The organism is Acinetobacter shaoyimingii (genome assembly GCF_011578045.1).
Lineage (GTDB): Bacteria > Pseudomonadota > Gammaproteobacteria > Pseudomonadales > Moraxellaceae > Acinetobacter > Acinetobacter shaoyimingii.
Window position 1 is genome coordinate 298,026 of sequence record NZ_CP049801.1, and the last position, 25,727, is coordinate 323,752.

Below are 25,727 nucleotides of genomic sequence, written 5' to 3' on the forward strand. Positions count from 1 at the left end.
ATAAAAAAACGCCCAGAAGGGCGTTTTTTAGATGCTTAACTGAAAGAATTAAGCTGATTTTTTGTCAGCAACAAGCATGTGACCTTGTTCTTCAAAGTTTGCATGCCAAGCAAGTGCTTCACGAAGAAGATGAGGTGTTTGACCACCTTTTTCACATGCGCGGTCGAAGTAATCGTTTAATGCATCACGGTACATTGGGTGTGCACAGTTATCAATGATTGCGCGAGCACGTTCACGAGGTGCTAAACCACGTAAGTCAGCAAGACCTTGTTCAGTCACAAGAACATCGACGTCATGACCTGTGTGATCTACGTGAGACGCCATTGGGACTACAGACGAAATGTCACCGCCTTTTGCAATTGATTTTGTTACAAAAATTGCAATGTGTGCATTACGTGCGAAGTCACCTGAACCGCCAATACCGTTCATCATTTTTGAACCGCATACATGCGTTGAGTTCACGTTACCGTAAATATCAAACTCAAGTGCAGTGTTGATGCCGATAATACCTAAACGACGAACCAATTCAGGGTGGTTGGAAATTTCTTGCGGACGAAGTACAAGTTTGTCTTTGTAGTGTTCAAGATTATTAAATACTTTTTCGCCATATTTAGCAGATAAAGTAATTGAAGAACCTGAAGCGAACTTCATTTTACCTGCATCGATCAATTCGAAAGTACAGTCTTGAAGTACTTCTGAGTACATGATCAAGTCTTCAAAATTTGATTCTTTAAGACCTGTCAAAACTGCATTGGCGATTGAACCAATACCTGCTTGAAGTGGGCCTAAGTTTGAAGGTAAACGACCATTTTCAACTTCTTTTTCAAAGAAAGCGATCAAGTGGTTTGCAATACCTTGAGTTTCATCATCAGGTGCAGTCACAGTTGATGGAGAGTCATGCATTTCGCTGTTAAATACGATGCCGACAATTTTCGCAGGGTCGATATTAATCGCAGGCGTACCAATACGCTCTTCAACATGCGTCAATGGAATAGCTTGACGAGTAGGGCGATATGTTGGGATATAAATATCGTGTAAGCCTTCAAAAGCAGGGCTTAAGCTGGTGTTGATTTCAACAATCACTTTTTCAGCAAAAATCGCAAAGCTTGCAGAGTTACCTACTGAAGTTGTTGGAATAATGCCGCCATCTTCAGTGATAGCAACCGCTTCGATCACAGCAATATCAGGTTTTTTCAATTGCTGGTTACGCATTTGTTCAACTGTTTCTGACAAATGCTGATCGATGAACATCACTTCGCCTTTGTTGATGGCTTTACGTAATGTGCTGTCGACTTGGAAAGGCAAACGGCGTGCTAGAACGCCAGCTTCAGTTAACTGTTTGTCTAAGTCGTTACCGAGAGACGCACCAGTGATTAAAGTGATTTTGAGTGGGTTTGCATGCGCTTGTTTAACCAATGCTAAAGGTACAGCTTTTGCTTCACCGGCACGAGTAAATCCACTCATACCTACCGTCATACCATCTTGGATAAAAGTAGCAGCTTGTTCTGCGCTCATGACTTTGTCATGAAGGGAAGCTAATCGAATACGATCTAAAGACATGGTTTAAGCTCAATTCTTGTTCAAAACTTAGACGGATTGTACCGCCCCAGATCAAGATTGTGCATCTCTGTTAGTCTAAGGTCTAATTTTTTCAATAAATACCATTATAATAAAATTTTATGCTTTATAAGGCATTGTTTTTAAAATATTTTAAAAAATCAAATAAAAATTATAATGGTTTATTTTTCAATGAAATTTAGAATCTCTCACTAAAACTCTGTTTAATTTTTTGAATCGGATTGTTGGAGACCGATTCTGTTTCTAAGTGATTCGGTAGAGGTAGAAGAATAATGGCTTCTAATCCACCTGATTCTTGATTGCGAATGACCAGTTGACCTTGGTGAATATCGACAATCCTCTTCACAATAGCAAGTCCTAAACCACTGCCTTGAACCGTTCGTGCTGAATTACCTCGAACAAAGGGTTGCATCAGTTCATCAATTTGATCTTCAGGAATACCTTCACCATGATCAATTACACTGATTTTGATGAAATTGCCTTCAACATAGGCTGAAATTTCAATAGGTTCAGCACCATAGCGCTTAGCATTATTAATTAAATTGCCAATCAAGCGTTTTAAGGACAATGAGCGTGCTGGAAGAATTGGAACATCTTGAGGAACAAAACGAATATCTAAAGGTTTAAACTGAATGACCAGTTCTTGTAGCAAGATATTGATATTGGTGTCTTTAAGTTCTTCATCAGAACCATCACGCATATAAGAAATGAACTGATCTAAAATTGCATCCATATCTTCGACATCATAAATCAGACCTTCTTTAAGAAAGTCTTCATCGGGCATCATCTCTGCACTAAGTCGAATACGGGTGAGTGGCGTGCGTAAATCGTGTGAAATCCCCGCCAACATGATTTGACGATCACGTTCAGTTTGTTCAAGTGTGTAAATCATATGATTAAACGCTTGGTTCACTTGCCGAATTTCTTGTGGACCATGATTGGTCTCTAAATACGGGGCTTTGCCAGTTTTACTATAGCTATTGGCTGCATTTTGTAATCGGCTTAAGGGACGGTTCAGCTGTCGAACGAGCGTCAAGATAATGATTGCAGCAATCAAAGGAACGCCAAGTAACCATCCTAAAATCAGTTCAGGGCTATAATTGGCATAGGTTTTTAAAGGCTCTTGAACCCAATGACCCTTCATTTCTGGGGTTTGAATCCAAATACGTGGGCTGGGTTTGAACTGGAAATACACCGTTACGTTATCGACATTGAGCTCTTTGGCGAGCGCAGACTCAATACGATTGGTAAAAAACTCTGCAATGACTTTTTCACGTGGGTTTGGATATTGAGCAGGATCAGTCACATATTCGATACCGACGCGTTGTTTGAGCCATTGGTCAGTATCGAGTTCAGTTTCATCATGAAAAATGCGTAATTGCGGATTATTGATAATTTCTAATTCAACCGCCAAATAACGAGCGTGCTGTTGAATTTCAGGCAAATACAAGGTTTTCCAAAAAAACCAAAGAGACATAAATAAGCTAAAGAAGACAATGAAAATCACCAACACAGTGGTGCGCATTGCAGCCGAACGTGGTTTGACTTTGTCTAAAAAACGTTCCCAAGGCGTACGTTTCTTTTCAGAATACGCTTCAAACTCATTGAATGTTTGTGGATCTATGGGATCGAGTTTCACACCTGCTTCCTGCCAAAATTTATATCAAGATAGGGCAATGACTCATCAATGCATTGAATATGATGCATGTGCTTTGAAACACGAAAATTATTTTGATCGATTCATTTGCCCAACATATTGCCTAGATACTGCTAAATCCTCATCTTTCAGTGATTCACTGAATAGTTCGCTGATTTAAATCGGTTACGTTCCTTTCATGGCGTTCCAGTAAATAAGATCAAACCATTCATTGAAGCAGCGAATATCAGTGGTATCGTATCAATCGAGTTTATTCAGCGCCATCTGGAACAAAGACATAACCGACGCCCCATACCGTTTGAATATAACGTGCGCGGGCAGGGTTTTCTTCAATCAAGCGGCGTAAACGTGACACTTGAACATCAATCGAGCGCTCCATTGCACCCCATTCACGACCACGCGCTAAGTTCATCAATTTATCGCGTGTTAAAGGTTCACGAGGATGTTGAACTAATGCTTTGAGTACCGCAAACTCACCTGTGGTCAATGTGACCACTTGACCTTCACGGGTCAATGTACGTGTTGATAAATCCAGTGACCAAGGACCAAATGAAACGACTTCTACATTTTGACTTGGTGCACCAGGCACTTCACGAACTTGGCGACGTAACACAGCACGAATACGCGCTAACAATTCATTTGGATTGAACGGTTTTGGTAAGTAGTCATCAGCACCAGCCTCTAGCCCTGCAATACGGTCAGAGTCACTACCACGAGCAGTGAGCATAATGATTGGGGTATCGATGTTAGATTGGCGTAGGCGACGGCAAATACTTAAGCCATCTTCTACAGGAAGCATGAAATCGAGCACGATGAGTGAAAAGAGTTCACGTTGTAGTAACCGATCCATTTGCGTTGCATCATGAGCGGTTTTAACAACGAATCCTTTGTCTTCTAAGAAACGCTGTAAAAGGGTACGTAAACGTACATCATCATCGACAACTAAAATTCGTTCGACACGATCAGTTTCATTGTGTACGACGTCTGTATTTTCAGCAGGTACAACCAAACTCATGATGCACTCCCTTAAGTTGTATTTATAAATATTTGTAGATCACAGTATAATGCTTAAGTTCTTGTTATGACTATGTATCAATTTGCTCAAAATTACAATTCTATCTGTATTTTGAAACCAAAACACAACATCCCTAAAAAATCGATACTTTTCTAGAATATCTGAGCAAATTACTCGCCTTTGATGAAGGTAGAAAAACCAGTTTAATGAATTGTTTTTTTTAAATTTAAAAGATTATTGTTAAGTTTTTCTAAATCAAAAATTTAGCTGATGTTTTTAATTGAAATTTACTTTAAATTTTCATCTGAACTTGATGATTTTTTTTAATTCAATCGACATAAAATTTAAAGGGCTTACATTCCTGATTTTTATAACATGGCACAGATTTCATACCAAAAAAAGCAAAAAATGAAACTTTTATCAAAATTTCCATTGCAAATATTCAAAACAACTGTGGATTTTATGGTCTTGGTCTTTATAATCACTAACTTTTAGTCCTTATCCTTGTGGAATTAAACACGATGACTGACTTAGTTCAGCAGTTGGCAAAAGAAATTGCCGTACGTCCAAACCAAGTAGAAGCTGCCATTAAGCTGATTGATGAAGGTTCTAGTGTTCCATTTATCGCACGTTACCGTAAAGAAGTAACTCAAGGCTTAGACGATACTCAATTGCGTCAACTCGATACGCGCCTAACGTATTTACGTGATTTATTTGATCGCCGCGAAAAGGTGATTGAATCACTCAAAGAACAAAATAAACTCAATGATGATTTACTTGCTCGTGTTAATGCAGCAGAAACTAAAAATGCATTAGAAGAAATATACGCACCGTACCGTCCTAAACGTACAAGCAAATCATTTAAAGCAAAAGAAGCAGGACTTGGTCCAATTGCTGACAAAATTTTGAATGAACAGGTTGAGCCTGCAGAAGCTTTGGCTGGGTTTAGTCATGAAGACTATCCAGATGTCGATAGCCAATTGGATGCAATTCAGCACATCATTATTGATGATTGGGCGCAAAATATTGCACTCACCACTGAGCTTAAATCGATTTTTGCGAAAACAGCAGTATTAAAAAGCTTGGTTGCGAGTGAAGAGAAAAAAGAAGTCGGTAAAAAATTCCGTGATTACTTCGATTTTTCTGAAAATCTCAATAAAGTTCCATCACATCGTTTATTGGCCATGCTTCGTGGTCGTCAAGAAAACGTACTTGGCTTAAAAGTAGATGGTCAAGATGATCAACCACTTGTGCGCGTTGAAACAGAATACAATTTAGAAACGGTTCAACCTCAAGCACGCCAAGATTTCTTAAAGCAAACTGCGAAATTGTTCTGGTTAGGCAAAGTTCGTCCAAGTATCGAACATTCTTTGTTGACAGAAAAACGCCTTGCTGCAGAAGCTGAGGCAATGGATGTATTTGCTGAAAATCTACGTCATTTATTGTTGTCAGCACCTGCGGGCGCGCGTACAACCTTAGGTGTTGACCCTGGTATTCGTACAGGGGTGAAATTGGCTGTTGTGAATGCATCTGGTGATGTATTGGCACATAGCACGATTTATCCATTTGCACCAAAAGAAGATAAAGAAGGTTCTATTGCAGAACTAGCACGTCTTTGCCGTGAGTTTAATGTTGACCTGATTGCCATTGGTAACGGTACTGCAAGCCGTGAAACAGAAGCAGTTGTTGCTGAGATGATGGCAGCAAATGCGGATCTCAAACTGACACGTGTTTCTGTATCAGAAGCGGGTGCATCGGTTTATTCTGCTTCAGAATTGGCTTCACAAGAATTACCAGATTTAGATGTTTCGATTCGTGGTGCAGTGTCTATTGCACGTCGTTTACAAGATCCGCTTGCTGAGCTGGTTAAAATTGACCCTAAATCGATTGGTGTTGGTCAGTATCAACATGATGTCAACCAAACAGGTTTAGCAAAAACACTTGAAGCGGTTGTTGAAGACTGTGTGAACTCTGTAGGTGTTGATGTGAATACTGCATCTTCAGCGATTTTGGGTTATATCGCAGGTTTAAATAAATCGATTGCACAGCAAATCGTAGAATACCGTAAAGAAAATGGTTCTTTTGAAAATCGCCAAGCATTGAAAAATGTACCTCGTTTAGGCGAGCGTACCTTTGAACAAGCAGCAGGTTTCTTACGTATTCAAAATGGTTCTGAGCCACTTGATGCATCAGCAGTTCATCCTGAATCGTATGCATTGGTGAGCAAAATTGTTGAAGCAAAAGCGACTACAGTAAAAGACATCATTTGCAATACTGAAATCATCCGTCAGGTAAATGCTGAAGAGTTTGTTGATGACAAGTTTGGATTGCCAACCATTAAAGATGTTTTAGCTGAACTTGAGAAACCAGGTCGTGATCCACGTCCAGAATTCCGTACAGCAAAATTCCGTGAAGACATTACTGAAGTGAAACAACTGACTGAAGGTTTAACTTTGGAAGGTGTGATCACCAATGTGACGAATTTCGGTGCATTTGTGGATATTGGTGTTCATCAAGATGGTTTAATCCATATTTCTGAATTGGCCAATGAATTTATTTCAGATCCGCACAAGATTGTGAAACCTGGTCAGATTGTTCAAGTGCGTGTTTTACAAGTGGATGTTGAACGTAATCGTGTGAATTTGTCGATGCGTCCAGAAGGTTCTGAAGCCCCAGCTAAAGCACCTCGCCAACCACGTCGTGAAGCAGCCAATGGTGAGCAACGTGCTGAGCGTAAGCCTCAAGCGAAGCGTCCTCAACATGCACGTCCGCAATCAGATCGTCCACAAGGTGATCGTCCGCAGCGTCAAAAACCACAAAATGCTAAGCCTCAAGAAGCGAAAATTGGTGGTTTAGGTGCATTGTTATTACAAGCAGGGATTAAAGGTTCGAAGTAATCTTTGAGCTTCAAATAAAAAACCGCCCAATGAGGCGGTTTTTTATTAGTTAGGTTCATGCTGAAAAGAAATATCTCGGATTTTTATGAAAGATACAGGTGTTGAGGTGTCACAATAACAATGTGCATCATCAAATAGGACAATATTAAAACCCTCACCATACGAGCTATTAAAAATAATTCCATCTTTATTACCATGTGTCTTAAAAAACTCAGTTATAAATTGAGTAGGAATATATTCTTTTTGAGAGTTATTCGGGAGTACTGGTAACGCGAGTTCATTTGCAAAGGTTTCAAGTAGGCTAACAAGTTTTAGAATATCGGTATAGTCTGTAGATGATAGAGATAAGAAAGATATATTTTCTCTAGGTGTTCTTAAATCAATTACATTCAAAGCTTTGTTAACACAGAATTTTGCGATGGAAATAGTATCCCCGTTATTTGGTCTGATTTCTTTAATACATATACTTTCGGTTTGTGCTAAGTAAAGATAAGAAATACCGTATGGATTAGCTCTACCCAATGTTGCTAGAGAGGGTGAAGGGGGCTTACCCATTTGGCTATGAGGTAGCACTGTAGAGCTTATTCTACCTCGGTAAAATTCTTCTAATGGATGGAGAGGGAGATTAAGCTGTTCAATAAGTTGTTGAAATGTTGTGTATAGTTCGCCATTTCTTAAAAATGCTTGTTGATAGATAGGGGTTTGAGGAAAAAATCTATTCTTATGTAGAATTTCATTTTTGAACTCAATCCATTGTTCATGCATTTCACTTGTGTTTACTGATTTATATTTTTTTTCAAAGAGTTCTCTAAAGTCAGAAAGTAAATCAGACTTAATGCGACTTATATTTGTTTCTTTTGCAAAAACTCTAAAGTCATTATCTAGGATATCAATGAACATTTCCCCATCATCATCTTCATCTAACATATCGGAAAGTCCTTCTAAAGTTGAAGATAACTCAGCGATTAGAGCTTCGAGTTTTATAGTAGCAACTCTATTTGCATTGCAATAATGACAACGACCAATGTATTGATACCCAGTAATTATTTTTTTTATAGTGTCATCATGAAAACACTCAACACAGCATTGGGAATTACTCATCTGTTGACCTCGAAAGGTACTGATAAGAAATTATTTATAGTTTCAATATGATGTTTTATTGAAATTTTTTTAATTTGTCCTAAGCCTGGAAAATGCTCAATTTTATGTAAATATTTAAAGTTATTTAAAGCATTAGTATTTGTAAAAGGAATTTTTCCTTCGTTAACTTCATCTATTAGTAAACTTAAAGCTTCAATAAATTTAGCGCCTGGATTAGTTGGCGTACCATCATCAGTTGATGAATAATGTCTAATAAATAGTTCATCAAATCTATTCTTATCTATATAAGAGCAATGTATTGTAACAACATAAGCTGGACCACCATTTTCATTAAAATCATCTCCTGTAATGGTGTAGTCACTAAAACCTATTACATTGTTTTCTTGAGTGAAATAACTATGAATGGATGAAAATTGAGATTCTTTAGGGTAATCAGCATTTTTTTTCTGCTTTCTAAAAAAGTCTTCATATATAACTTTATTATTAATTAATTTTTTTACATTGGGATTAACATCATTTTGGATGAAATTAATCATAGACTTAGTTGAAAAATCAATAATTTTATTATCAATCCCTTTTTGTATGAAAAGACCAAAGCTACCAATACCTAAGAAATCCTCATAGTTTTTGGTTTCTTGATTAATGGAATATAAAACTTGATAACTAATAGATTCAAATTTATTCAATGCTATAAATAATTCTTCTGAGCAATGTGAGTATTCACCTATTGATGGATTGATAATAATATAGGGCTCTATACTGTTTTTGTTAAGATGCTCAATTGTTTTAATTAGTTGTTTTATATCTTTTTTTACAGGTTCTATGACAGGTGTGAAATACTTTAAATTTAATTCTGAAAGTTCTCTTAATGCTAGAAGTTCATTTAACTTCCCTCTCAATATTGGGTAATACATTTCGTTCCCTCGATGAAAAAATTTTTATGAGATTTTGTAGATCATTTTGTCTAAATTTAAAGCTAATTAATGCATTAGTCAAAGAATATGGTAAAGAATTAATAGCAAATGAATGATTTTTTCTAGCTGATTTTAATGTGCTTAGTAAAGCTTTTTTTACTAATTTTGGATCTTGTTGTTTTATAATTTTTTCGCACAAGTCATAAAGTCTAGTATTCGGAACTTCGATTTTCAGTCCATAAAATTTTTCAGCAATTGATTTATATTCTTCTTTTCTCAATGATTTCATGATTAAGGAAATATCCAATTCTTCTGTTATAACAGGTTGCCGTATTGTTCTTAATGTATTTTGATCCGTTAATACAATTACACCAACTTGCGGAGGTGCTAAATGTAAAATATTTTCTAACATTGAAAATGAACAAACAACATTAACCTTATCAAATACTTTTAAGAAAGAAGATAATTGGTTATCTAATCTTAAAAGACTATCGTATTCAGTTTTGATTTCATAACAGGTGGAGTGGCCATTTAAAAGAACAAGATCAGCTATATTAGAGCCGACACGGAATTCGGAAAGAAGATTTGAAGTACTAAAAGAGTGTCTACCAAGAAAAATTTTTCTAGCAATAATATTTTTATAAATATATTCGTTACGATAATTTTTACTTAGTATGTGGTAAGCATTATTGTAAAGTTCATCAAATGATTTAACTTCAAAATAATTAGCAATTTCGAAAAGTTTGATCTTTTCTAAGGTTAAAAGATCATTGCAAGCAATAGCATTTAAACAATTGCTTGTAAAAAGCTTTGCAACTTCTCTCTCAGAAATCATAGTGTTTTTAATCATGGATTAATAGGCACATTGTATAAAAAACCTCCCATTTAGGGAAGTTTTTTTACAGCTACTCATCCATTAATCATGGGCACAATCCAACTGGTGATAATCAATAAAATGCCAAAATGCCCAATTTTGCGAGTGATTTTGACTACAGGCGGGACATCTTGAGTTAACACAGAAGGGTCTTGAACACTCTGTTTCTGTAATCTCTTGTTATGCCAAAGAAAGACTGTTAAATCGATGCAAATGAGGAGCGTGCCCACATCGGCGACAAGATCCATGATTTTGGTTTGATCTAGAGAAATACCGAGAAAAATTTGATAGCTGAGATAAATTGCAAATGCAATGCTGGCGAATTGCAGAATGTTAAAAAAAGTACGCATAGATTTGTTACAACAAAAATGAATTGAATTTATAGCATGCTTAAAAAAAAATCGTCAATTCATGTGAAAGTTGATCATAAATAATCATTTTATTTACAAAGTTTTATCTTCATATTTTTTAATCTTAATCTAATTTTTATCAGCATGAACACTACGATAATTATTTATGTTTCTCATTATTTTATGTAATTGTTAGACAATGCAATTGATGATCATTTTCTCATAAAGTAGAGTAAAACAACCTATAAGTGTGATTTAAATCGCATAAAATGAATGATTTTTCTTTATTTGATAGTTGAAAAATCACGTAACTTTCATCAATGGATGAGCAAAATAATAATGTCTGAAAATGTTTTGGAAAAAAGATTTTACCCGAATGACCTTCTCTCTGGTTTAGTCGTATTCTTAGTCGCACTTCCATTATGTTTGGGTATCGCCAGTGCATCTGGTGCACCACTTATTGCAGGTGTGATCGCAGGTGTGATTGGCGGGATCGTGGTGGGCTATCTCAGCGGATCGCATATTAGTGTATCTGGTCCTGCTGCTGGACTTGCCGCAATTGTATTATCGCTGTTGAGTCAGCTGGGTGGAAATTATCAAGCCTTTCTCTTCTGTTTGGTTTTAGCGGGTTTATTACAAGTTGCATTTGGTATTTTTAGATTAGGTTCATTTGCCAACTTTATTCCCACCAACGTTATTTTAGGTTTGCTGGCTGCTATTGGTATTATCCTTATTCTCAATCAGATTCCTCATTTAATTGGGATTAAAATCGATTTATTAAAACTGCACTGGCGTGGTGGGTTTGAGACGTTGGCGCCACATTTTGATTATGGTGCAGGGCTGATTGGTTTATTGAGTATTTTGCTGATTTTGGTTTGGGATAAAACCCCACTGAAAAAGACCCAATTACCTTCAGCGTTAATTGCGGTCATCTTCGCTGGAGTGTTGAATTATATTTTTATTCAAACCAATTCAAATCTTGTTGTGCGTAATGAACATCTGATTGATCTGCCCAATGTCTTTTCAGACTCAGAAACCATTTTTAGTTTCCCTGACTTTTCTTATTGGAATCATGCAGTCATTTATACAGGTGCAATTACCTTAGCAGTCGTAGCTTCAATTGAGACGTTACTGAATTTGGAAGCGGCCGATAAAATGGATCCGCAAAAAAGAGCATCACCACCGAACCGTGAATTGTTTGCACAAGGTATAGGCAATACTTTTTCAGGTTTAATCGGCGGCATGCCAATTACATCGGTCATTGTACGTAGTTCTGTGAATGCAACAAGCGGATCAAAAACTAAATTTTCAGCTGTGTTTCATGGTGTGCTATTGGCAGTGGCATTGGTGTTTTTAACACCCTTAATGAATATTGTGCCTTTATCTGCACTGGCTGCCATTCTGATTCTTACTGGTTTTAAACTCGCAAGCCCTATGCTATTTAAGCGTCTATACGGTGAAGGCTGGAAGCAATTCTTACCATTTATTATTACGGTGATTGCAATTATTGCGACTGATCTACTGATTGGTATTATGGTGGGGCTGGTGATCAGCTTGATCATCATTTTACGTAATAATTTGCGCCGCGGTGTGCGAGTGATTCATGAAACACATTTGCATGGCAAATTAACCCGCATTGAGTTGGCACCAAATATTTCTTTTTTAAACCGAGCGGCTTTAGTGTCTGCTTTGGAAAAATTAAAACGCGGTGAGCAAGCGGTAATTGATGCTTCAAACACCTATTACATTGATCCAGACGTATATTCGGTGATTAAGGATTTTAAAGAAGGTTCAGCAGTCACTAAAAAAATTGATTTGAAACTGATTGGATTTAAAGCGCATTATCCTGAAATTGTTGAAGATGAATTGGATATCAATGTCAGTACGCAGGAAGTACAGCGCCATTTAACGCCTGAGCAAGTGTTACAGCTGCTTAAAGAAGGCAATTATCGCTTTGTAAATCATGAGCGTTTGCATCATAACATTGCTCGTCAGATTCAAGTCACGTCGCAATCGGGGCAACACCCATTTGCTGCAGTATTGGGATGTATGGATTCTCGTGCACCGACAGAGCGTATTTTTGATGTCGGTATTGGAGATTTATTTAGTCTTCGGATTGCAGGAAATATCGCAGGTGAGAAAGTTTTAGGTTCTTTGGAATTTGCTTGTAAAAGTAAGGGATCTAAATTGATTGTGGTGCTAGGGCATACAGACTGTGGTGCAGTCACGGCAGCTTGCCAACTGTATGAGCAAAAGAAAGATATTACTCAACTCACTGAGACACCCCATGTGCAGTATTTCTTGAAACCCATTATGGATGCAGCAGATACAGTGACCAAAGAACAACCGGGTTGTCATTTAACCAGTAGCTTTGTACATGCGGTGACCGTACTCAATGTTCAAAATAATATTCGTTATATTTTGCAAAATAGTGATGTTTTAAGAGCAATGGTTGAGAAAAATGAAATTAACATTGTCGGTGCGATTTATGATGTGCATACGGGCAAAGTCGATTTTATGTAAGATATTCATTTGATTAAAAAAGACCTTCCGATGAGAAGGTCTTTTTTATCGCGATTATTTTTTAATGGTTTGATGTTATTGAATTAAACATTCTACAAGAAAGCTAAAAATGACCATCACAGTTCCAATTTTGGTTATGAGAAAACCATGGCGTTTCTGTGTTTTGACATTGTCATACTGTTTTTCTTCGATATTGTTTAGTTGGTTATCTTGCTTAAAATCTTGCTGTTTAAGATTGTGAGATTTAAGTGTGCCAGAATTTAGTGTTTCAGGTTGAAGCGTGCTTAGATTCAGATTCAAAGCAATATCAAACGATATCATGATTAGGCCGATCAAGATTATGCTTGAAAATGAAAAAACAGGACTTTGACCTAGTGGGAAAAAACCAATAAGCCCCAAGATTACAATGATCAATAAAAAAGCTTTAGCCAGCCACAAACTTTTCATTATCCCAGCTCGTTTCGAATTTTGTTCTATTTTGGAATATATTTCTTAAGTGAATATTAAATTATCATTAATTGTTGATTTTTGAAAACATTTATTTTTTTAGGATGGTATAAATTGAAAGTGTAGAGATGCTCAATGGTGAGCATCTCTACATTGTGTGAATGGAAATGGATAGTGTTGCTTAACGTGTGGTGTAACCACCATTGGCAAAAATCGTTTGACCAGTAATCCACCAACCATCTGTTACTAAAAAGCGAACTAAAGGTTCAATGTCTTCGATTTTGGTTAAGCCACCTAGCGCAGAAGCAGATTTGTGATAAGCCACAGCTTCAGGCGCTTCTTGTCCATAGAAAAATGGGGTATCCATTGGACCTGGAGCAACGGCTGTCACAGAAATTCCACGCTCCCCAAACTCTTTAGATGCTGCGCGGGTATAGTGTTCAACGGGTGCTTTTAAGCCTTCATAGGTGGAATATAGACCTGTATAAGCCGCCAGTAAACTGGTCACAATGGTACAAATTTTACCGTCGTTATTTAAATGTTTACCTGCAGATTGGATAAAGAAATAAGCAATTTTGGAATTAATATCACTCATCGAATCAAATTCAGTTTCAGTGGTTTCCAAAAACGGTTTTTTGAGAACACGACCTACTGTATTGATTGCAATATCGACACCCCCAAATGTTTCTTTGGCTTTAAGGAATAGCGCTTCAATTTTTGAAATATCTGATAAATCGGCTTGAATGGTAATTGCTTTGGAACCTAAGGCTTGTACAGCGCTAAGCGTTTCTTCAGCATCTGCTCGTGCGCTTTCACTGTTAAAATGAATCACTAAATTGGCACCTTGTTCGGCAAATTTTCTAGAAATTAAGCCACCTAAATTTTTTGCACCGCCAGTGATGAGTACAGTTTTACCTTTCAAATCATGTTTTGACATTGTTTTATTCCCTATCTTCATTTTTGTAAGTTAAATCTTAATGGACTTTTAAATCCCCCAATAGCTGATAGACTTGTACAGATTGTTCAGTAAAGTTGAACAATGTGATGAAGAGTATTTTTGATGTTTTAAATATAAGTTATTGAATTATTTATAAAGTAATTGTCGTGCTCATAAAAAAAGAATAAGTGAGTGATTAAAATGGATAAAGTTGAGTATTTAAAAACATTTTGCCTTGTCGCAGAAATGAAATCCTTTGCTCAGGTCGCAAAATATTTAGGATTGCCACGTTCAACAGTGACATACGCCATTCAAAGTTTAGAAAAAGAATATGAAGTTTTACTGTTTTATCGGACAACACGAAAGGTCAGTTTGACCCATGAAGGAGAGTTGTTTTACCAAGAAGCACAACAGTTAATTCAAAAACTCAAAGAGTTGCATCGGTTCAAGTATCAAGTGCGAGAACAGAAAGGCAAAATAACGGTTGGATTGCCAAAACGCATGGCGACACAAATTCTAATTCCCAGATTGGCTGAGTTTTATCAAAACCATCCTGAAGTCAAAGTACATATTAAATGTTGTGATGAGTATTCGAATTTGATTGATCAACAGTTGGATTGTGTGATCCGAGTGGGGGTGGTGAAAGATGAATATCTGATTGCAAAATCATTGGGAACATGCCGATTGTGTAGCGTGGTAGCGCCCAGCTACATTCAATTTTTTGGAAAACCAACACGCTTTGAAGATTTAGATCAGCATTATGCTGTTGAGTATTTGATTGAAAAAAATCAAAAGGATAAGAGTGAATTGCTGTTTTTGGGGCAACGCTTAAAATTACCGCATTTGGTTTTGGTTGAAGACACAGAAAGTTATATTCAAGCAGGATTGGCAGGATTAGGAATTATTCAAATTCCTGAATTTGATGCACGTTTTTATCTAAAACAAGGAACATTGATTGAGATATTTAAAGAAAATGAATCGATCCAATTACCGATTCATTTTCTCAGTCCAGATCGTAAATTTCGTCCAGAATATTTGCAAGATTTCATGCGCTGGTTCGCAGAGATTTTACAGAGCACGATGGATGCTTCATCGCAAAATCAAGCCCAGCCTAAGTCAAATTGATTACCAATGTTCACCAGGGAAAAGACGTGCGTAGGCACGTTGCACAAGATTTAACTTTTCTTGCTTGCCAACAGAAGCGGTTGAACTTGGGAATAAGTTATAACCAATCGACATCAGAATATTATTAATATCAGGGGCGATCGCATAGGTGATAGATGCGAGACGGCCTAAATGCGTTGCCACTTTCTTAGGACGTTTAACAATGGCATAAGCAATGAGGTCTGCAGCTTGTTCAGGCGATAGGGTTGGAACGTAATTATAAATTTTAGTCGGTGCAATCATTGGGGTTCTGACCAATGGCATATAGACAGATGTAATCGCAATTTTATGTGCGTGAACTTCTGCAGAAAGACAACGACTAAAGGCATCTAAAGCAGCTTTTGATGCAACATAAGCAGAAAAACGTGTCGCATTTGCCAGTACACCTATCGAACTAATATTAATAATATGGCCATCTTTACGTTTGATCATATGTGGCAAAATATTTAAGATCAGACGAACTGCGCCAAAATAATTCAGTTGAATGGTACGTTCGAAATCATGAAAACGATCTGTTGATTCATGTACGGCACGTCGTATCGATCGTCCAGCGTTGTTAATTAAAATGTCGATGTGATCCACTGCAAAGAGTATTTGTTGTGAGACTTCATCAATGGCATTCATATCATTTAAATCACATGGGAAAACACTGGCTTTGCCACCTTTGGCTTCGATTTCTGCTTTGGCTTCGATCAGTGCTTCTTCAGTACGTGCGACCAGTAAAACATGCGCTCCTGCATCTGCAAGTTTATGTGCAGTCGTCAGACCGATACCACTCGACGCACCTGTGATGAGAACAACTTTATCTTTGACTTTATTGATTAACTTACGATCTAATTTATTATTCATTCTGGTTTTCCCTATTCGCCAAGAATTCATTTTTAAGTCAAGTTCGTTTAGGATGATTTTTGCCTAAAAGATATACAGACTGTTTAGCCGAATAATAACTTAAAACAAGGAAATTGCTATAATTAAGTATATGAATTTACAAATTATTTTAGAGTAATTACTCTATTTATCATATTTTTATTTGTGTAGAGATTTTTATCACATTCTTTTGTAAAAGAAAAGTAAAAGCATACAAAGCTGCTTCAGATTAAAACAGCTTTGTAACTTAAAACTTAGACTTGAGCTAAGGCCTGTTCAAGGTCTGCAATCAAATCATCAGCATGTTCAATACCAATCGATAAGCGCACCATATCTATACTGACACCTGCCGCTTTTAACTCTTCTTCATTGAGTTGACGATGGGTGGTGGTTGCAGGGTGACATGCGAGACTTTTTGCATCACCAATATTGACTAGACGAGTGAACAATTGCAGGGCATCAATAAAGCGAGTTCCGCCAGCGAGCCCATCTTGAACGCCAAATGATAAAATTGCCGAAGGTTTCCCTTTAACGTATTTTTGCGCCAAAGCATATTGAGGATGATCTTTTAAACCTGCGTAATTCACCCATTTTACTTTAGGATGTGATTTGAGATATTCAGCCACTTTTAATGCATTTTCAGTATGGCGTTCCATACGCAGACTTAAGGTTTCCAATCCTTGTAAAATTAAAAATACATTTTGTGGACTAATCGCAGCACCTGTATTTCGAAGTGGGACGACACGCGCACGTGCGATGTATGCCGCTTCACCCAAAGCCTCAACATAATTGACCCCGTGATAACTTGGATCAGGAGTATTGAGTGCTTTAAAGCGTTCAGGATATTTGCCCCAAGGAAATTTACCGCTATCAACAATAATCCCACCAATCGAATTACCATGACCACCAATGTATTTGGTCAGTGAATGCACCACAATATCAGCACCAAAATCGAAAGACTTTTGTAGAACAGGGGTGGCAACGGTATTGTCGACAACTACAGGCACGCCATATTCATGCGCAATTTTGGCAATGGCTTCTAAATCAATAATATTGCCAAGTGGGTTACCAATGGATTCCACAAAGACCAATTTGGTTTTTTCATCAATTAAACCACGTAGTGCTTCAGGGTTTTGATAATCGAAAAAGCGCACTTCAATCCCTTGTTTAGGAAGCGTGTGTGCAAATAAGTTATACGTGCCACCATATAACGTTGATACAGATGCAATATTGTCACCCGCTTCTGCGATGGTCTGAATCGCATAGGTAATGGCTGCCATACCCGATGCCAAAGCCAAAGCGCCAATACCGCCTTCAAGTGCTGCGACACGTTGTTCAAGTACCGCAGTGGTTGGGTTCATAATGCGTGTGTAGATATTGCCTTGCACTTTTAAGTCGAATAAATCTGCACCATGTTGAGTATTATCAAAGGCATAAGATGTCGTTTGATAAATGGGGACAGCAACGGCTTTGGTGGTTGCTTCAGGAGCGTAACCCGCATGAATGGCAAGGGTTTCGTCTTTGTAGGTCATTGTTATTGCTTCCTGCTGTTTAAGAATTCGTCAAATATAGCATTTAGAGTATATTCAATATGATCTAAATTGTTGAAATATTTATCTATAAATTGCATAAGGCTGCAATGATATGGCTTTAAATTTTAAATAAATCTATGAATGAGTTTTGCATATTTTTTAAACTTGTAACATTCCATTGAAGAATAGGTTAATGCCTTATTTTTTTAATGTATTCATCGTATAATGCCTGCGGATATTGTTCGCATACTTTTGCGAATGTTGCTTTTTTTATAGAGGAGTCCTACGTGGCCCAATATATTTACACGATGAACCGTGTGTCGAAGATGGTTCCGCCAAAGCGCGAAATCTTAAAAGACATCTCTTTATCATTTTTCCCGGGCGCTAAAATTGGTGTACTCGGTTTAAACGGTGCAGGTAAATCTACCTTGCTTCGTATTATGGCTGGCGTAGATAAAGATTTCTCAGGTGAAGCGCGTGCTCAACCAGGAATTAAAATCGGTTACTTAGAGCAAGAGCCACCTTTAGATGAAACAAAAGACGTTCGTGGTAACGTTGAAGATGGTTTACGTGAACCTCTTGATGCACTTGCACGTTTAGATGAAGTTTTTGCTGAATATGCAGCTGAAGATGCTGACTTCGATGCACTTGCAAAAGAGCAAGAAAAGCTAGAAGCGATTATCCATGCTTGGGATGCACATAATATTGCAAACCAAATGGATCAAGCTGCGGCTGCATTAAACCTTCCGGCGTGGGATGCAGATGTCACTAAGCTTTCAGGTGGTGAACGTCGTCGTGTGGCACTTTGCCGTTTATTGCTTTCTAAGCCTGACATGTTGCTTCTTGATGAACCGACGAACCATTTAGATGCTTCATCTGTATCTTGGTTAGAACGTTTCTTGAAAGATTTCCCAGGCACAATCGTTGCGATTACGCATGACCGTTATTTCTTGGATAACGTGGCTGAGTGGATTCTTGAGCTTGACCGTGGCATGGGTATTCCATACCAAGGTAACTATTCTTCTTGGTTAGAGCAGAAAAATGCCCGCTTAGAACAAGAGAACAAGCAAGAAGAATCTTTTGCTAAAGCATTGAAAAAAGAACTTGAATGGGTTCGTTCAAATGCCAAAGGTCAACAAAAGAAAAACAAAGCGCGTATGGAGCGTTTTGAAGAGCTTAACTCTCGTGAATTCCAACAGCGTAATGAAACATCTGAAATCTACATTCCACCTGGTCCACGTTTAGGGAACAAGGTTGTAGAAGTTGAAGGTATCAGTAAATCGTTTGGTGATCGTACGCTTTACAAAGATTTATCATTCGTTGTACCACCTGCAGCGATTGTGGGTATCGTAGGTGAGAATGGTGCAGGTAAAACGACACTATTCCGTATGATGACGGGTGAGCAACAACCTGATACAGGTACAGTAGTACTGGGTGATTCAGTAAAAGTTGCTTATGTGGGTCAGATTCGTGACACATTAGACAACAACAAAACCGTTTGGGAAGAAGTGTCTGGCGGTCTTGATATCTTACGTATTGGCGAGTATGAAATTGCTTCTCGTGCGTATATCGGTCGCTTTAACTTCAAAGGTCAAGATCAGCAAAAGCGTGTAGGTCAATTGTCAGGTGGTGAGCGTAACCGTTTACAACTTGCGAAAATCCTGCAAATGGGCGCAAACGTGATCTTACTCGATGAACCGTCAAATGACTTGGATATTGAAACCTTACGTGCGCTTGAGGATGCAATTTTAGTCTTCCCAGGTACCGTGATGGTGATCTCGCATGACCGTTGGTTCCTCGACCGTATTGCAACACATATCTTGTCATTTGAAGGTGAAACTCCAGAATTCTTCACAGGTAACTATGCGGAATTTGAAGAATACCGTCGTAAACGTGATGGTGATGACTTAGTTGCGAAGCGTCAGAAATACCGCAAAATTGGTGGTTAACGTTCTACTGAATGCATATTAATAAAAGACCAGCCTAAGGGCTGGTCTTTTTTTAATTAAAGTAAAAAAACTGGCGAAAACCAGTTTTTTTGAGGGGGAAATAAGGTTAGGATGTTTTCTGGTTAAGAAATCACGATTTGGTTTAAAGCACGTTGAAGTTCTTGCTGAGCAGCTGGATGACCTTGATTTGCAGCTTGCGATAACCATTTTTCGGCATGTTGATAGTTACGATCTAAGCCAAGTTGACCATTCAGATAGCTTAAACCCATTTTATATTGGGCATCTTTGTCACCACGTAACGCAGCTCTGAGATAGTTCCACATTGCATTACGGGCATCCTGGTTATTCGTGTAACCATCGGGACGATTAGAATATAAATTATTTGAGATATTTTCTTCAAAAACATGTGCTTGCTGTAGCTCGTAATTGGCTTCAGATGAGCTGCTTTGATGAAAATTGTTCTTTAATTCGTTTTGTTTTCTAACTTTTTTAAGTAGATAAGTTAACATGCTAAAGGTCCCCCTTTAATTGTTATCGACGAAAATGAAAAACCTTATATCTATAACTTATATTGTTTTTTTGTGACTGCAAATCAATTTTTGTAACTGTTTAAGTAAAAACAAAGATATTCATTCCAAAATGATACTGATTGGATTTTTTATCAAAAAATATTTATAAAATTCAAATGTGTATTGTTAAGTATGATTAATAAATAAATGGAAATTAAAGATGAGTGGACATTCAAATCATGACCATAGTCATGTCGTGGTTGGCGAAGGAAATTTTAACAAATTGCGCTGGGCATTGGTGATTACCGCTCTATTTTTGATTGTGGAAATTATTGCTGCACTTTTTACTAAAAGTTTAGCCTTGTTATCCGATGCGGCGCATATGTTTACGGATGTGGCTGCTTTAGCAATTGCATTATTTGCGATCAAAATTGGTAAATTACCTGCAGATGATAAGCGAACTTTTGGTTATCAACGTTTTGAAATATTGGCAGCACTGTTCAATGCAGTCATGTTATTTGTTGTCGCCATATACATTCTTTATGAAGCGTATCAGCGCTTTACCACACCAGCAGAAATCCAAACCTTAGGCATGCTGATTGTTGCTGTGCTTGGGCTAATTGTTAACTTGATTTCAATGCGTATCTTGATGTCTGGGGCAAATGATAGTCTCAATGTTAAAGGTGCGTACTTAGAGGTGCTGAGTGATGCGGTGGGTTCGGTCGGTGTAATTATTGCTGCAATTGTTATTTATTACACAGGTTGGATGTGGGTGGATTCACTGATTGCTGTATTGGTGGGGGTATGGGTATTGCCGAGAACATGGATTCTATTAAAGCAAAGTATCAATATTTTGTTAGAAGGTGTTCCAGAAGAAGTAGATATTGAAAAGTTAAGACAGGATTTATTGAGTTTGAAAGGGGTGGAAAGTATTCATCAACTTAAAGTCTGGGCAATTACCTCTAAAAATATTCATCTGACAGTACATTTGTATGCTCCTGAAGTTGATCATACTTTGCTGTATCAAGAGGCAATGGAAATGTTAAGTCATCAGCATGGAATTTCAGAAATGACATTACAGATTGAGGATGATTATTGTCTGGCTCAATCACATCAGGGACATGTTGCTCATGAACATAAAGAGCGTGATGGGCATTCACATCAGCATTAAGTTGATGTGAATGTATTTTGAATGCCTAATACGAAAAATTAGTTTTCCCACTCGTGGTTACAATCGCGACATTTCCATTTTTTTTGCGATTGCATAAATGCTTGCATAGAAATTTTAAAATCTGGAAGATCACGCCAAAACATGACGCCTGCAATTGCAGCAACAATAAATACAGCAAGCGTGATGAACATTAATGTTTGTCCAGAGCCATTGCCAAAAATGGACATACCAATATTTACGATCAATAAAATCACGAACAATAAGATGGTAGGAACCAAGATGACTAGGCTCTTAGGTACCATCGGGCGGGTAACAGGACCGTTTGCTTGTGTAACCGGTAAGATTTTACGACTTTGACACTTTGGACATTGGTATTGCATTACAACTCCAGATTTTTCATTCATGCGTTATTTTAATCGCAAACTGAGAGAAAGCAAAAATCTGTTTTTTGAATATGGCTGGATAGCATTAATTTAATGATGACTTAACATAAATTAAAAGATTATGTTGAAAGCTTAGATTTATATTAAATTTTAAGACAACAAAAAGCCCAAGTCATGATGCTTGGGCTTTTTGTGTAAGATGTGCATAAACAACATCTAAAATTTGGCGTCCCTACGGGGATTCGAACCCCGGTTACCGCCGTGAAAGGGCGATGTCCTAGGCCTCTAGACGATAGGGACTTATCGAGGCAACACAGTAGGTTATTTACGACCTAGTCTCTGTGTGAGCGCTATATTAGGGGCATAGCACTCACACGTCAACCTTAAATTTACTTATGCTTCATCAACTGCATCATTTTTCGGCAATTTTAAGCTTTCGTTGAGTTTTTCCCATACTTTTGCTTCTTTTTTGCTCGGACCACCGACGATTTCAAGCGCATGGCGTAAACGTGCAAATGTTAAATCAGGACCGATGGTGACCATAGATTGCATCACAGGGGTTGAGGATGTTGAACCTGCAATAGCAATAAAGAACGTTGGCATAAAGTCGCGAAGTTTAATGCCCATTTGGTTTGCAAGATCCATGAGGGTTTGACTCACAGTGTCATTGTTCCACGTAAACATACTTTCCAAACGCCAAATGGCAAATTGAAGGCTTTGACGAACTTGTTCTTCAGTCAGTTTTTTACTTTCAAATTGTTCTTTACTGATACTTGGGAATTGGTTGAAGTAGAAACCAGCCCAATTCACAGCTTCAGACAATAGGTTAATACGCGGTTGAATCGCAGCTGCGATGTCTTCAAGCATTTGGCGGTCAGACTTCCACGCCAATAATGTGTCAAGCAACTGACCTGGTGTTAAGCCCTTAATCCATTGACCGTTTAACCAGTTAAGTTTTTCCACATCAAAGATTGGACCACCCAGTGATACACGTTTAATGTCAAAGTTCTCGATCATCTCAGCTAAAGTGAACTTTTCACTTTCATCAGGCATTGACCAACCCATACGACCCAAATAGTTCAACAAAGCTTCTGGTAGTACGCCAATATCTTTGTAGTAGTTAATCGAAGTTGGGTTTTTACGTTTAGACAGTTTTGATTTGTCTGGGTTACGAAGTAATGGCATGTGACAAAGCACAGGCATTTCCCAACCAAAGTACTGGTAAAGCAACTGATGCTTAGGTGCAGAAGGAATCCATTCTTCACCACGAATCACATGTGTGATTTCCATTAAGTGGTCATCGACGACATTGGCTAAATGGTAAGTGGGTAAACCATCAGTTTTAAGCAGAATTTGCATGTCGACTTGCGCCCATGGAATTTCGACTTCACCACGGAGCATGTCATTAAATTTGCAGATGCCTTCATTCGGTACTTTCATACGAATTACATGCGGTTCACCAGCGGCAAGGCGGCGTTGTACTTCTTCTTGAGTAAGCAGTAAACCACGGCCATCATAACGCGGTGTTTCACCACGTGCTTGTTGTTCAGCACGCATTTGATCTAATTCTTCTGCGGTCGCAAAGCAATAAAATGCATGACCCTTTTCCACAAGGTCCAATGCATATTGCTTATAAATGCCCATACGTTCAGATTGGCGATAGGGTGCATGAGGACCACCAACATCTGGACCTTCTGACCAATTTAAACCTAACCAACGGAGTGAATCTAAAATCATTTTTTCAGATTCAGGTGTTGAGCGAAGTTGGTCAGTATCTTCAATACGTAGAATGAATTCACCGCCATGTTGTTTCGCAAAACACAGGTTAAATAGCGCAATGTAGGCAGTACCTACATGAGGAAAGCCAGTAGGCGAGGGAGCAATACGAGTACGAACTGTCATGACCAAAAAATATTCAGAATGTGTATTAAATCTATTATAACGAAAAAAGATCAGCTTTATGCTTAATTGATGAAATCATCAATAGGTATTTTCAAAGATTATAAATGGAAAAACCAACAAACAACGGCTTCAACTGGGGCTGAAGGTAATTTGTTGGTTTTTAGCTTTAATGTCATAGAGTCACATTAAAGTGTTCTTAATCCTTTGAGTCTTAAGAGTTATGAGGCTGGAATAAAGCTTGTACAAAACGAGAGAAGCGTTGATGTTGCTCCGCTAAAAAGTTTTGAGATGGTGCATTATTGATCGAGGTGATCATTTTGAGTTGATCAACATCGGTGGTTGGTAATCTGTTGTCTTGACGTTCACGTTTTTGTTGTGACAAAGCCTTAACAATGGGTGATTGCTTTTCAGAAATCATCATAGGCTGAACACTTTTAATGCTCTTTTGAATCGCAGCAGCAGAAGTTGTTTGTGTCACTGCACCGAAGGCGATACTTATTGTTAAGAGTAAATAATTATGTGCTTTTTTCATTTCAATCATCCCCAGATGTGTTAGATATTTTTTAGTAGAAATTGATCTTGGATTACAATTTAACCATATTTTGCCACAAAAAGTACAAATACATCATAATTTTTTACAAAAAAACGATAATTATCACAATAAGTGTAAATGTATTACTGTGAAAGTTTAAACTTTGTTAGTTTTAACAAAGAATTATGAAGATAGAGTGAAGAAATCTAAAACATATCTTTTTTTTGAATCATGATCTGAATTTTAAGCATAAAAAAAGTGCAAAATAAAAGCAGGGGAAAATATATCATAAAAAAAGATTTGGACATTTTTTATTCTTATAACTAAGTGATTGTTAATTCAGATAGAAAAAAATATATTAGCTCAAATCATGAAAATAATGAGTTATAAATGAACAAGTTTATTCAAAAAACATTATTCAGTGCAATCGCTGTTGGGGCGCTCGTATCCAGCTTTAATGTTATTGCTGCAAAGGACTTCTTAAATGTTTCTTATGATCCAACACGCGAGTTCTATCAAGAATATAACAAAAGTTTTGGTACTTATTGGAAAAAGAAAACCGGACAAGATGTGAGTTTTAAACAGTCACATGGCGGATCTGGTAAGCAAGCACGTTCAGTTGTTGATGGTTTGCAAGCAGATGTCGTGACTTTAGCCTTAGCGAATGACATTGATGAAATTGTCGCTGCTGGTCAGATTGATAAAAACTGGCAAACAGAGTTTAAAAACAACTCTGCACCATACACGTCAACAATTGTCTTTTTAGTTCGTAAGGGGAATCCAAAAAATATTAAAGACTGGAATGATTTGGTGAAACCTGGTGTAGAAATTATTACGCCAAATCCAAAAACGGGTGGAGCACCACGTTGGATTTATCTTGCTGCTTGGGGTTATGCGCTTAAACAGCCTGGCGGTAATGATGCTAAAGCACGTGAATTGGTTAAACAGCTTTATCGAAATGTGAAAGTATTGGATTCTGGTGCTCGTGGTTCATTAACAACGTTTGCAGAACGTGGCATTGGTGATGTTTTATTGTCTTGGGAAAATGAAGCATTACTTGCGATATCTGGTCCTGATAAAGATAAATATCAAATCGTTTATCCTTCTATTTCGATCTTGGCTGAGCCTTCTGTCGCAATTGTAGATAAAGTCGTTGATAAAAATGGGAATCGTAATTTAGCGAAAGGCTATTTAAATTATTTGTATTCACCTATTGGTCAGGATTTAGCAGCTAAATACAATTTCCGTCCACGTGATGCCAAAGCTGCTGCAAAATATGCACATAAATTTCCAAAAATTAAACTCTTTACCATTAATGATGTATTTGGTGGTTGGGCAAAAGCGCAAAAAACACATTTTGTAAATGGTGCAATCTACGATCAATTTACTGCTGAAAAATAATGAAAAAGAGCACCGATCAGGTGC

21 protein-coding genes and 1 tRNA gene are annotated in these 25,727 nt (G+C 37.6%); 6 read left to right on the plus strand and 16 right to left on the minus strand.

The features are described 5' to 3' along the window. Positions 1 to 48: 48 nt before the first annotated feature. The 3 genes from G8E00_RS01395 to ompR form a co-directional block, all read right to left on the minus strand. A complete protein-coding gene (locus G8E00_RS01395; protein WP_166221502.1) occupies positions 49 to 1,560 on the minus strand; it encodes an acetyl-CoA hydrolase/transferase family protein in 1,512 nt (503 codons plus the stop codon). Positions 1,561 to 1,756: 196 nt separating this feature from the next. After that, positions 1,757 to 3,217, minus strand: coding sequence for an ATP-binding protein (locus tag G8E00_RS01400; RefSeq protein ID WP_166008749.1), 1,461 nt, complete (start codon positions 3,215 to 3,217; stop codon positions 1,757 to 1,759). 268 nt (positions 3,218 to 3,485) lie between these two features. After that, positions 3,486 to 4,250 (minus strand): osmolarity response regulator transcription factor OmpR, encoded by a 765-nt coding sequence (gene ompR / locus G8E00_RS01405; protein ID WP_166008748.1) that lies wholly within the window; start codon positions 4,248 to 4,250, stop codon positions 3,486 to 3,488. A 521-nt stretch (positions 4,251 to 4,771) separates the two neighbouring features. On the opposite strand from ompR, the gene G8E00_RS01410 reads away from it, so the two are divergent. Beyond that, positions 4,772 to 7,147: a Tex family protein gene (locus tag G8E00_RS01410; RefSeq protein ID WP_166221504.1), complete on the plus strand. Its 2,376-nt coding sequence runs from the start codon at positions 4,772 to 4,774 to the stop codon at positions 7,145 to 7,147. A gap of 45 nt (positions 7,148 to 7,192) precedes the next feature. On the opposite strand, the gene G8E00_RS01415 is transcribed toward G8E00_RS01410, so the two are convergent. From G8E00_RS01415 to G8E00_RS01430, 4 genes are read right to left on the minus strand one after another with little or no spacing between them, the layout of a single operon-like run. Continuing rightward, positions 7,193 to 8,248 carry an RES domain-containing protein gene (locus tag G8E00_RS01415; protein WP_166221506.1) on the minus strand — a complete coding sequence of 352 codons (1,056 nt, stop codon included), beginning with the start codon at positions 8,246 to 8,248 and terminating at the stop codon, positions 7,193 to 7,195. Then, positions 8,245 to 9,162, minus strand: a complete 918-nt coding sequence (locus G8E00_RS01420) for a sce7725 family protein (RefSeq protein ID WP_166221508.1) — start codon at positions 9,160 to 9,162, stop codon at positions 8,245 to 8,247. The genes G8E00_RS01415 and G8E00_RS01420 overlap by 4 nt, the downstream gene beginning before the upstream one ends. After that, positions 9,128 to 10,012: a sce7726 family protein gene (locus tag G8E00_RS01425; RefSeq protein WP_227591383.1), complete on the minus strand. Its 885-nt coding sequence runs from the start codon at positions 10,010 to 10,012 to the stop codon at positions 9,128 to 9,130. The genes G8E00_RS01420 and G8E00_RS01425 overlap by 35 nt, the downstream gene beginning before the upstream one ends. A gap of 59 nt (positions 10,013 to 10,071) precedes the next feature. Next, positions 10,072 to 10,386 (minus strand): hypothetical protein, encoded by a 315-nt coding sequence (locus tag G8E00_RS01430; protein ID WP_166008746.1) that lies wholly within the window; start codon positions 10,384 to 10,386, stop codon positions 10,072 to 10,074. Positions 10,387 to 10,725: 339 nt separating this feature from the next. Here G8E00_RS01430 and G8E00_RS01435 point away from each other — a divergent pair, with 339 nt between their 5' ends. Beyond that, a complete protein-coding gene (locus tag G8E00_RS01435; RefSeq protein WP_166221510.1) occupies positions 10,726 to 12,909 on the plus strand; it encodes a SulP family inorganic anion transporter in 2,184 nt (727 codons plus the stop codon). A gap of 75 nt (positions 12,910 to 12,984) precedes the next feature. Here the strand turns inward: G8E00_RS01435 and G8E00_RS01440 are convergent, their stop codons facing one another. Both G8E00_RS01440 and G8E00_RS01445 read right to left on the minus strand, forming a co-directional pair. Continuing rightward, a complete protein-coding gene (locus tag G8E00_RS01440) occupies positions 12,985 to 13,356 on the minus strand; it encodes a hypothetical protein (RefSeq protein WP_166221512.1) in 372 nt (123 codons plus the stop codon). 181 nt (positions 13,357 to 13,537) lie between these two features. Then, positions 13,538 to 14,293, minus strand: coding sequence for an SDR family oxidoreductase (locus tag G8E00_RS01445; RefSeq protein ID WP_166221514.1), 756 nt, complete (start codon positions 14,291 to 14,293; stop codon positions 13,538 to 13,540). A gap of 201 nt (positions 14,294 to 14,494) precedes the next feature. Here G8E00_RS01445 and G8E00_RS01450 point away from each other — a divergent pair, with 201 nt between their 5' ends. After that, positions 14,495 to 15,418: a LysR family transcriptional regulator gene (locus G8E00_RS01450; RefSeq protein ID WP_166008742.1), complete on the plus strand. Its 924-nt coding sequence runs from the start codon at positions 14,495 to 14,497 to the stop codon at positions 15,416 to 15,418. Here G8E00_RS01450 and G8E00_RS01455 read toward each other — a convergent pair whose 3' ends face one another. Further along, the gene (locus tag G8E00_RS01455; protein WP_166008741.1) at positions 15,419 to 16,306 is read right to left on the minus strand and encodes an SDR family NAD(P)-dependent oxidoreductase; all 888 of its coding nucleotides are present in this window, start codon (positions 16,304 to 16,306) and stop codon (positions 15,419 to 15,421) included. It abuts the gene before it with no gap. 272 nt (positions 16,307 to 16,578) lie between these two features. Further along, a complete protein-coding gene (locus tag G8E00_RS01460; protein ID WP_166008740.1) occupies positions 16,579 to 17,856 on the minus strand; it encodes an O-acetylhomoserine aminocarboxypropyltransferase/cysteine synthase family protein in 1,278 nt (425 codons plus the stop codon). A gap of 287 nt (positions 17,857 to 18,143) precedes the next feature. Here G8E00_RS01460 and ettA point away from each other — a divergent pair, with 287 nt between their 5' ends. Beyond that, positions 18,144 to 19,805, plus strand: coding sequence for an energy-dependent translational throttle protein EttA (gene ettA, locus G8E00_RS01465; protein ID WP_166008739.1), 1,662 nt, complete (start codon positions 18,144 to 18,146; stop codon positions 19,803 to 19,805). A gap of 122 nt (positions 19,806 to 19,927) precedes the next feature. Here the strand turns inward: ettA and G8E00_RS01470 are convergent, their stop codons facing one another. Then, complete coding sequence (locus tag G8E00_RS01470; protein ID WP_166221517.1) at positions 19,928 to 20,314, minus strand: tetratricopeptide repeat protein; 387 nt, start codon at positions 20,312 to 20,314, stop codon at positions 19,928 to 19,930. Between the two features lie 220 nt (positions 20,315 to 20,534). Here G8E00_RS01470 and G8E00_RS01475 point away from each other — a divergent pair, with 220 nt between their 5' ends. Next, entirely contained in the window at positions 20,535 to 21,485 is a 951-nt protein-coding gene (locus G8E00_RS01475; protein ID WP_166221519.1) for a cation diffusion facilitator family transporter, read from the plus strand. 38 nt (positions 21,486 to 21,523) lie between these two features. Here G8E00_RS01475 and G8E00_RS01480 read toward each other — a convergent pair whose 3' ends face one another. The 4 genes from G8E00_RS01480 to G8E00_RS01495 all read right to left on the minus strand — a co-directional run bounded on the left by G8E00_RS01480 (position 21,524) and on the right by G8E00_RS01495 (position 24,302). Further along, positions 21,524 to 21,865: a zinc-ribbon domain-containing protein gene (locus G8E00_RS01480; protein ID WP_166008736.1), complete on the minus strand. Its 342-nt coding sequence runs from the start codon at positions 21,863 to 21,865 to the stop codon at positions 21,524 to 21,526. A gap of 227 nt (positions 21,866 to 22,092) precedes the next feature. After that, positions 22,093 to 22,168 (minus strand) — tRNA-Glu (locus G8E00_RS01485). A 93-nt stretch (positions 22,169 to 22,261) separates the two neighbouring features. Beyond that, positions 22,262 to 23,770: a glutamate--tRNA ligase gene (gltX, locus tag G8E00_RS01490; protein ID WP_166008735.1), complete on the minus strand. Its 1,509-nt coding sequence runs from the start codon at positions 23,768 to 23,770 to the stop codon at positions 22,262 to 22,264. Between the two features lie 211 nt (positions 23,771 to 23,981). Continuing rightward, the gene (locus G8E00_RS01495) at positions 23,982 to 24,302 is read right to left on the minus strand and encodes a DUF4179 domain-containing protein (RefSeq protein WP_166008734.1); all 321 of its coding nucleotides are present in this window, start codon (positions 24,300 to 24,302) and stop codon (positions 23,982 to 23,984) included. A 390-nt stretch (positions 24,303 to 24,692) separates the two neighbouring features. Here G8E00_RS01495 and G8E00_RS01500 point away from each other — a divergent pair, with 390 nt between their 5' ends. Beyond that, on the plus strand, positions 24,693 to 25,703 hold the full coding sequence (locus G8E00_RS01500; RefSeq protein ID WP_166008733.1) for a sulfate ABC transporter substrate-binding protein: 1,011 nt from the start codon (positions 24,693 to 24,695) through the stop codon (positions 25,701 to 25,703). Positions 25,704 to 25,727 lie beyond the last annotated feature (24 nt).

Coding starts and splice junctions, on each gene's coding strand:
- G8E00_RS01395 (WP_166221502.1), bottom strand. CDS start 1,560: ATGTCTTTAGATCGTATTCGATTAGCTTCCCTTCATGACAAAGTCATG.
- ompR (WP_166008748.1), bottom strand. CDS start 4,250: ATGAGTTTGGTTGTACCTGCTGAAAATACAGACGTCGTACACAATGAA.
- G8E00_RS01410 (WP_166221504.1), top strand. CDS start 4,772: ATGACTGACTTAGTTCAGCAGTTGGCAAAAGAAATTGCCGTACGTCCA.
- G8E00_RS01415 (WP_166221506.1), bottom strand. CDS start 8,248: ATGAGTAATTCCCAATGCTGTGTTGAGTGTTTTCATGATGACACTATA.
- G8E00_RS01420 (WP_166221508.1), bottom strand. CDS start 9,162: ATGTATTACCCAATATTGAGAGGGAAGTTAAATGAACTTCTAGCATTA.
- G8E00_RS01425 (WP_227591383.1), bottom strand. CDS start 10,012: ATGATTAAAAACACTATGATTTCTGAGAGAGAAGTTGCAAAGCTTTTT.
- G8E00_RS01430 (WP_166008746.1), bottom strand. CDS start 10,386: ATGCGTACTTTTTTTAACATTCTGCAATTCGCCAGCATTGCATTTGCA.
- G8E00_RS01435 (WP_166221510.1), top strand. CDS start 10,726: ATGTCTGAAAATGTTTTGGAAAAAAGATTTTACCCGAATGACCTTCTC.
- G8E00_RS01440 (WP_166221512.1), bottom strand. CDS start 13,356: ATGAAAAGTTTGTGGCTGGCTAAAGCTTTTTTATTGATCATTGTAATC.
- G8E00_RS01445 (WP_166221514.1), bottom strand. CDS start 14,293: ATGTCAAAACATGATTTGAAAGGTAAAACTGTACTCATCACTGGCGGT.
- G8E00_RS01450 (WP_166008742.1), top strand. CDS start 14,495: ATGGATAAAGTTGAGTATTTAAAAACATTTTGCCTTGTCGCAGAAATG.
- G8E00_RS01455 (WP_166008741.1), bottom strand. CDS start 16,306: ATGAATAATAAATTAGATCGTAAGTTAATCAATAAAGTCAAAGATAAA.
- G8E00_RS01460 (WP_166008740.1), bottom strand. CDS start 17,856: ATGACCTACAAAGACGAAACCCTTGCCATTCATGCGGGTTACGCTCCT.
- G8E00_RS01470 (WP_166221517.1), bottom strand. CDS start 20,314: ATGTTAACTTATCTACTTAAAAAAGTTAGAAAACAAAACGAATTAAAG.
- G8E00_RS01475 (WP_166221519.1), top strand. CDS start 20,535: ATGAGTGGACATTCAAATCATGACCATAGTCATGTCGTGGTTGGCGAA.
- G8E00_RS01480 (WP_166008736.1), bottom strand. CDS start 21,865: ATGCAATACCAATGTCCAAAGTGTCAAAGTCGTAAAATCTTACCGGTT.
- gltX (WP_166008735.1), bottom strand. CDS start 23,770: ATGACAGTTCGTACTCGTATTGCTCCCTCGCCTACTGGCTTTCCTCAT.
- G8E00_RS01495 (WP_166008734.1), bottom strand. CDS start 24,302: ATGAAAAAAGCACATAATTATTTACTCTTAACAATAAGTATCGCCTTC.
- G8E00_RS01500 (WP_166008733.1), top strand. CDS start 24,693: ATGAACAAGTTTATTCAAAAAACATTATTCAGTGCAATCGCTGTTGGG.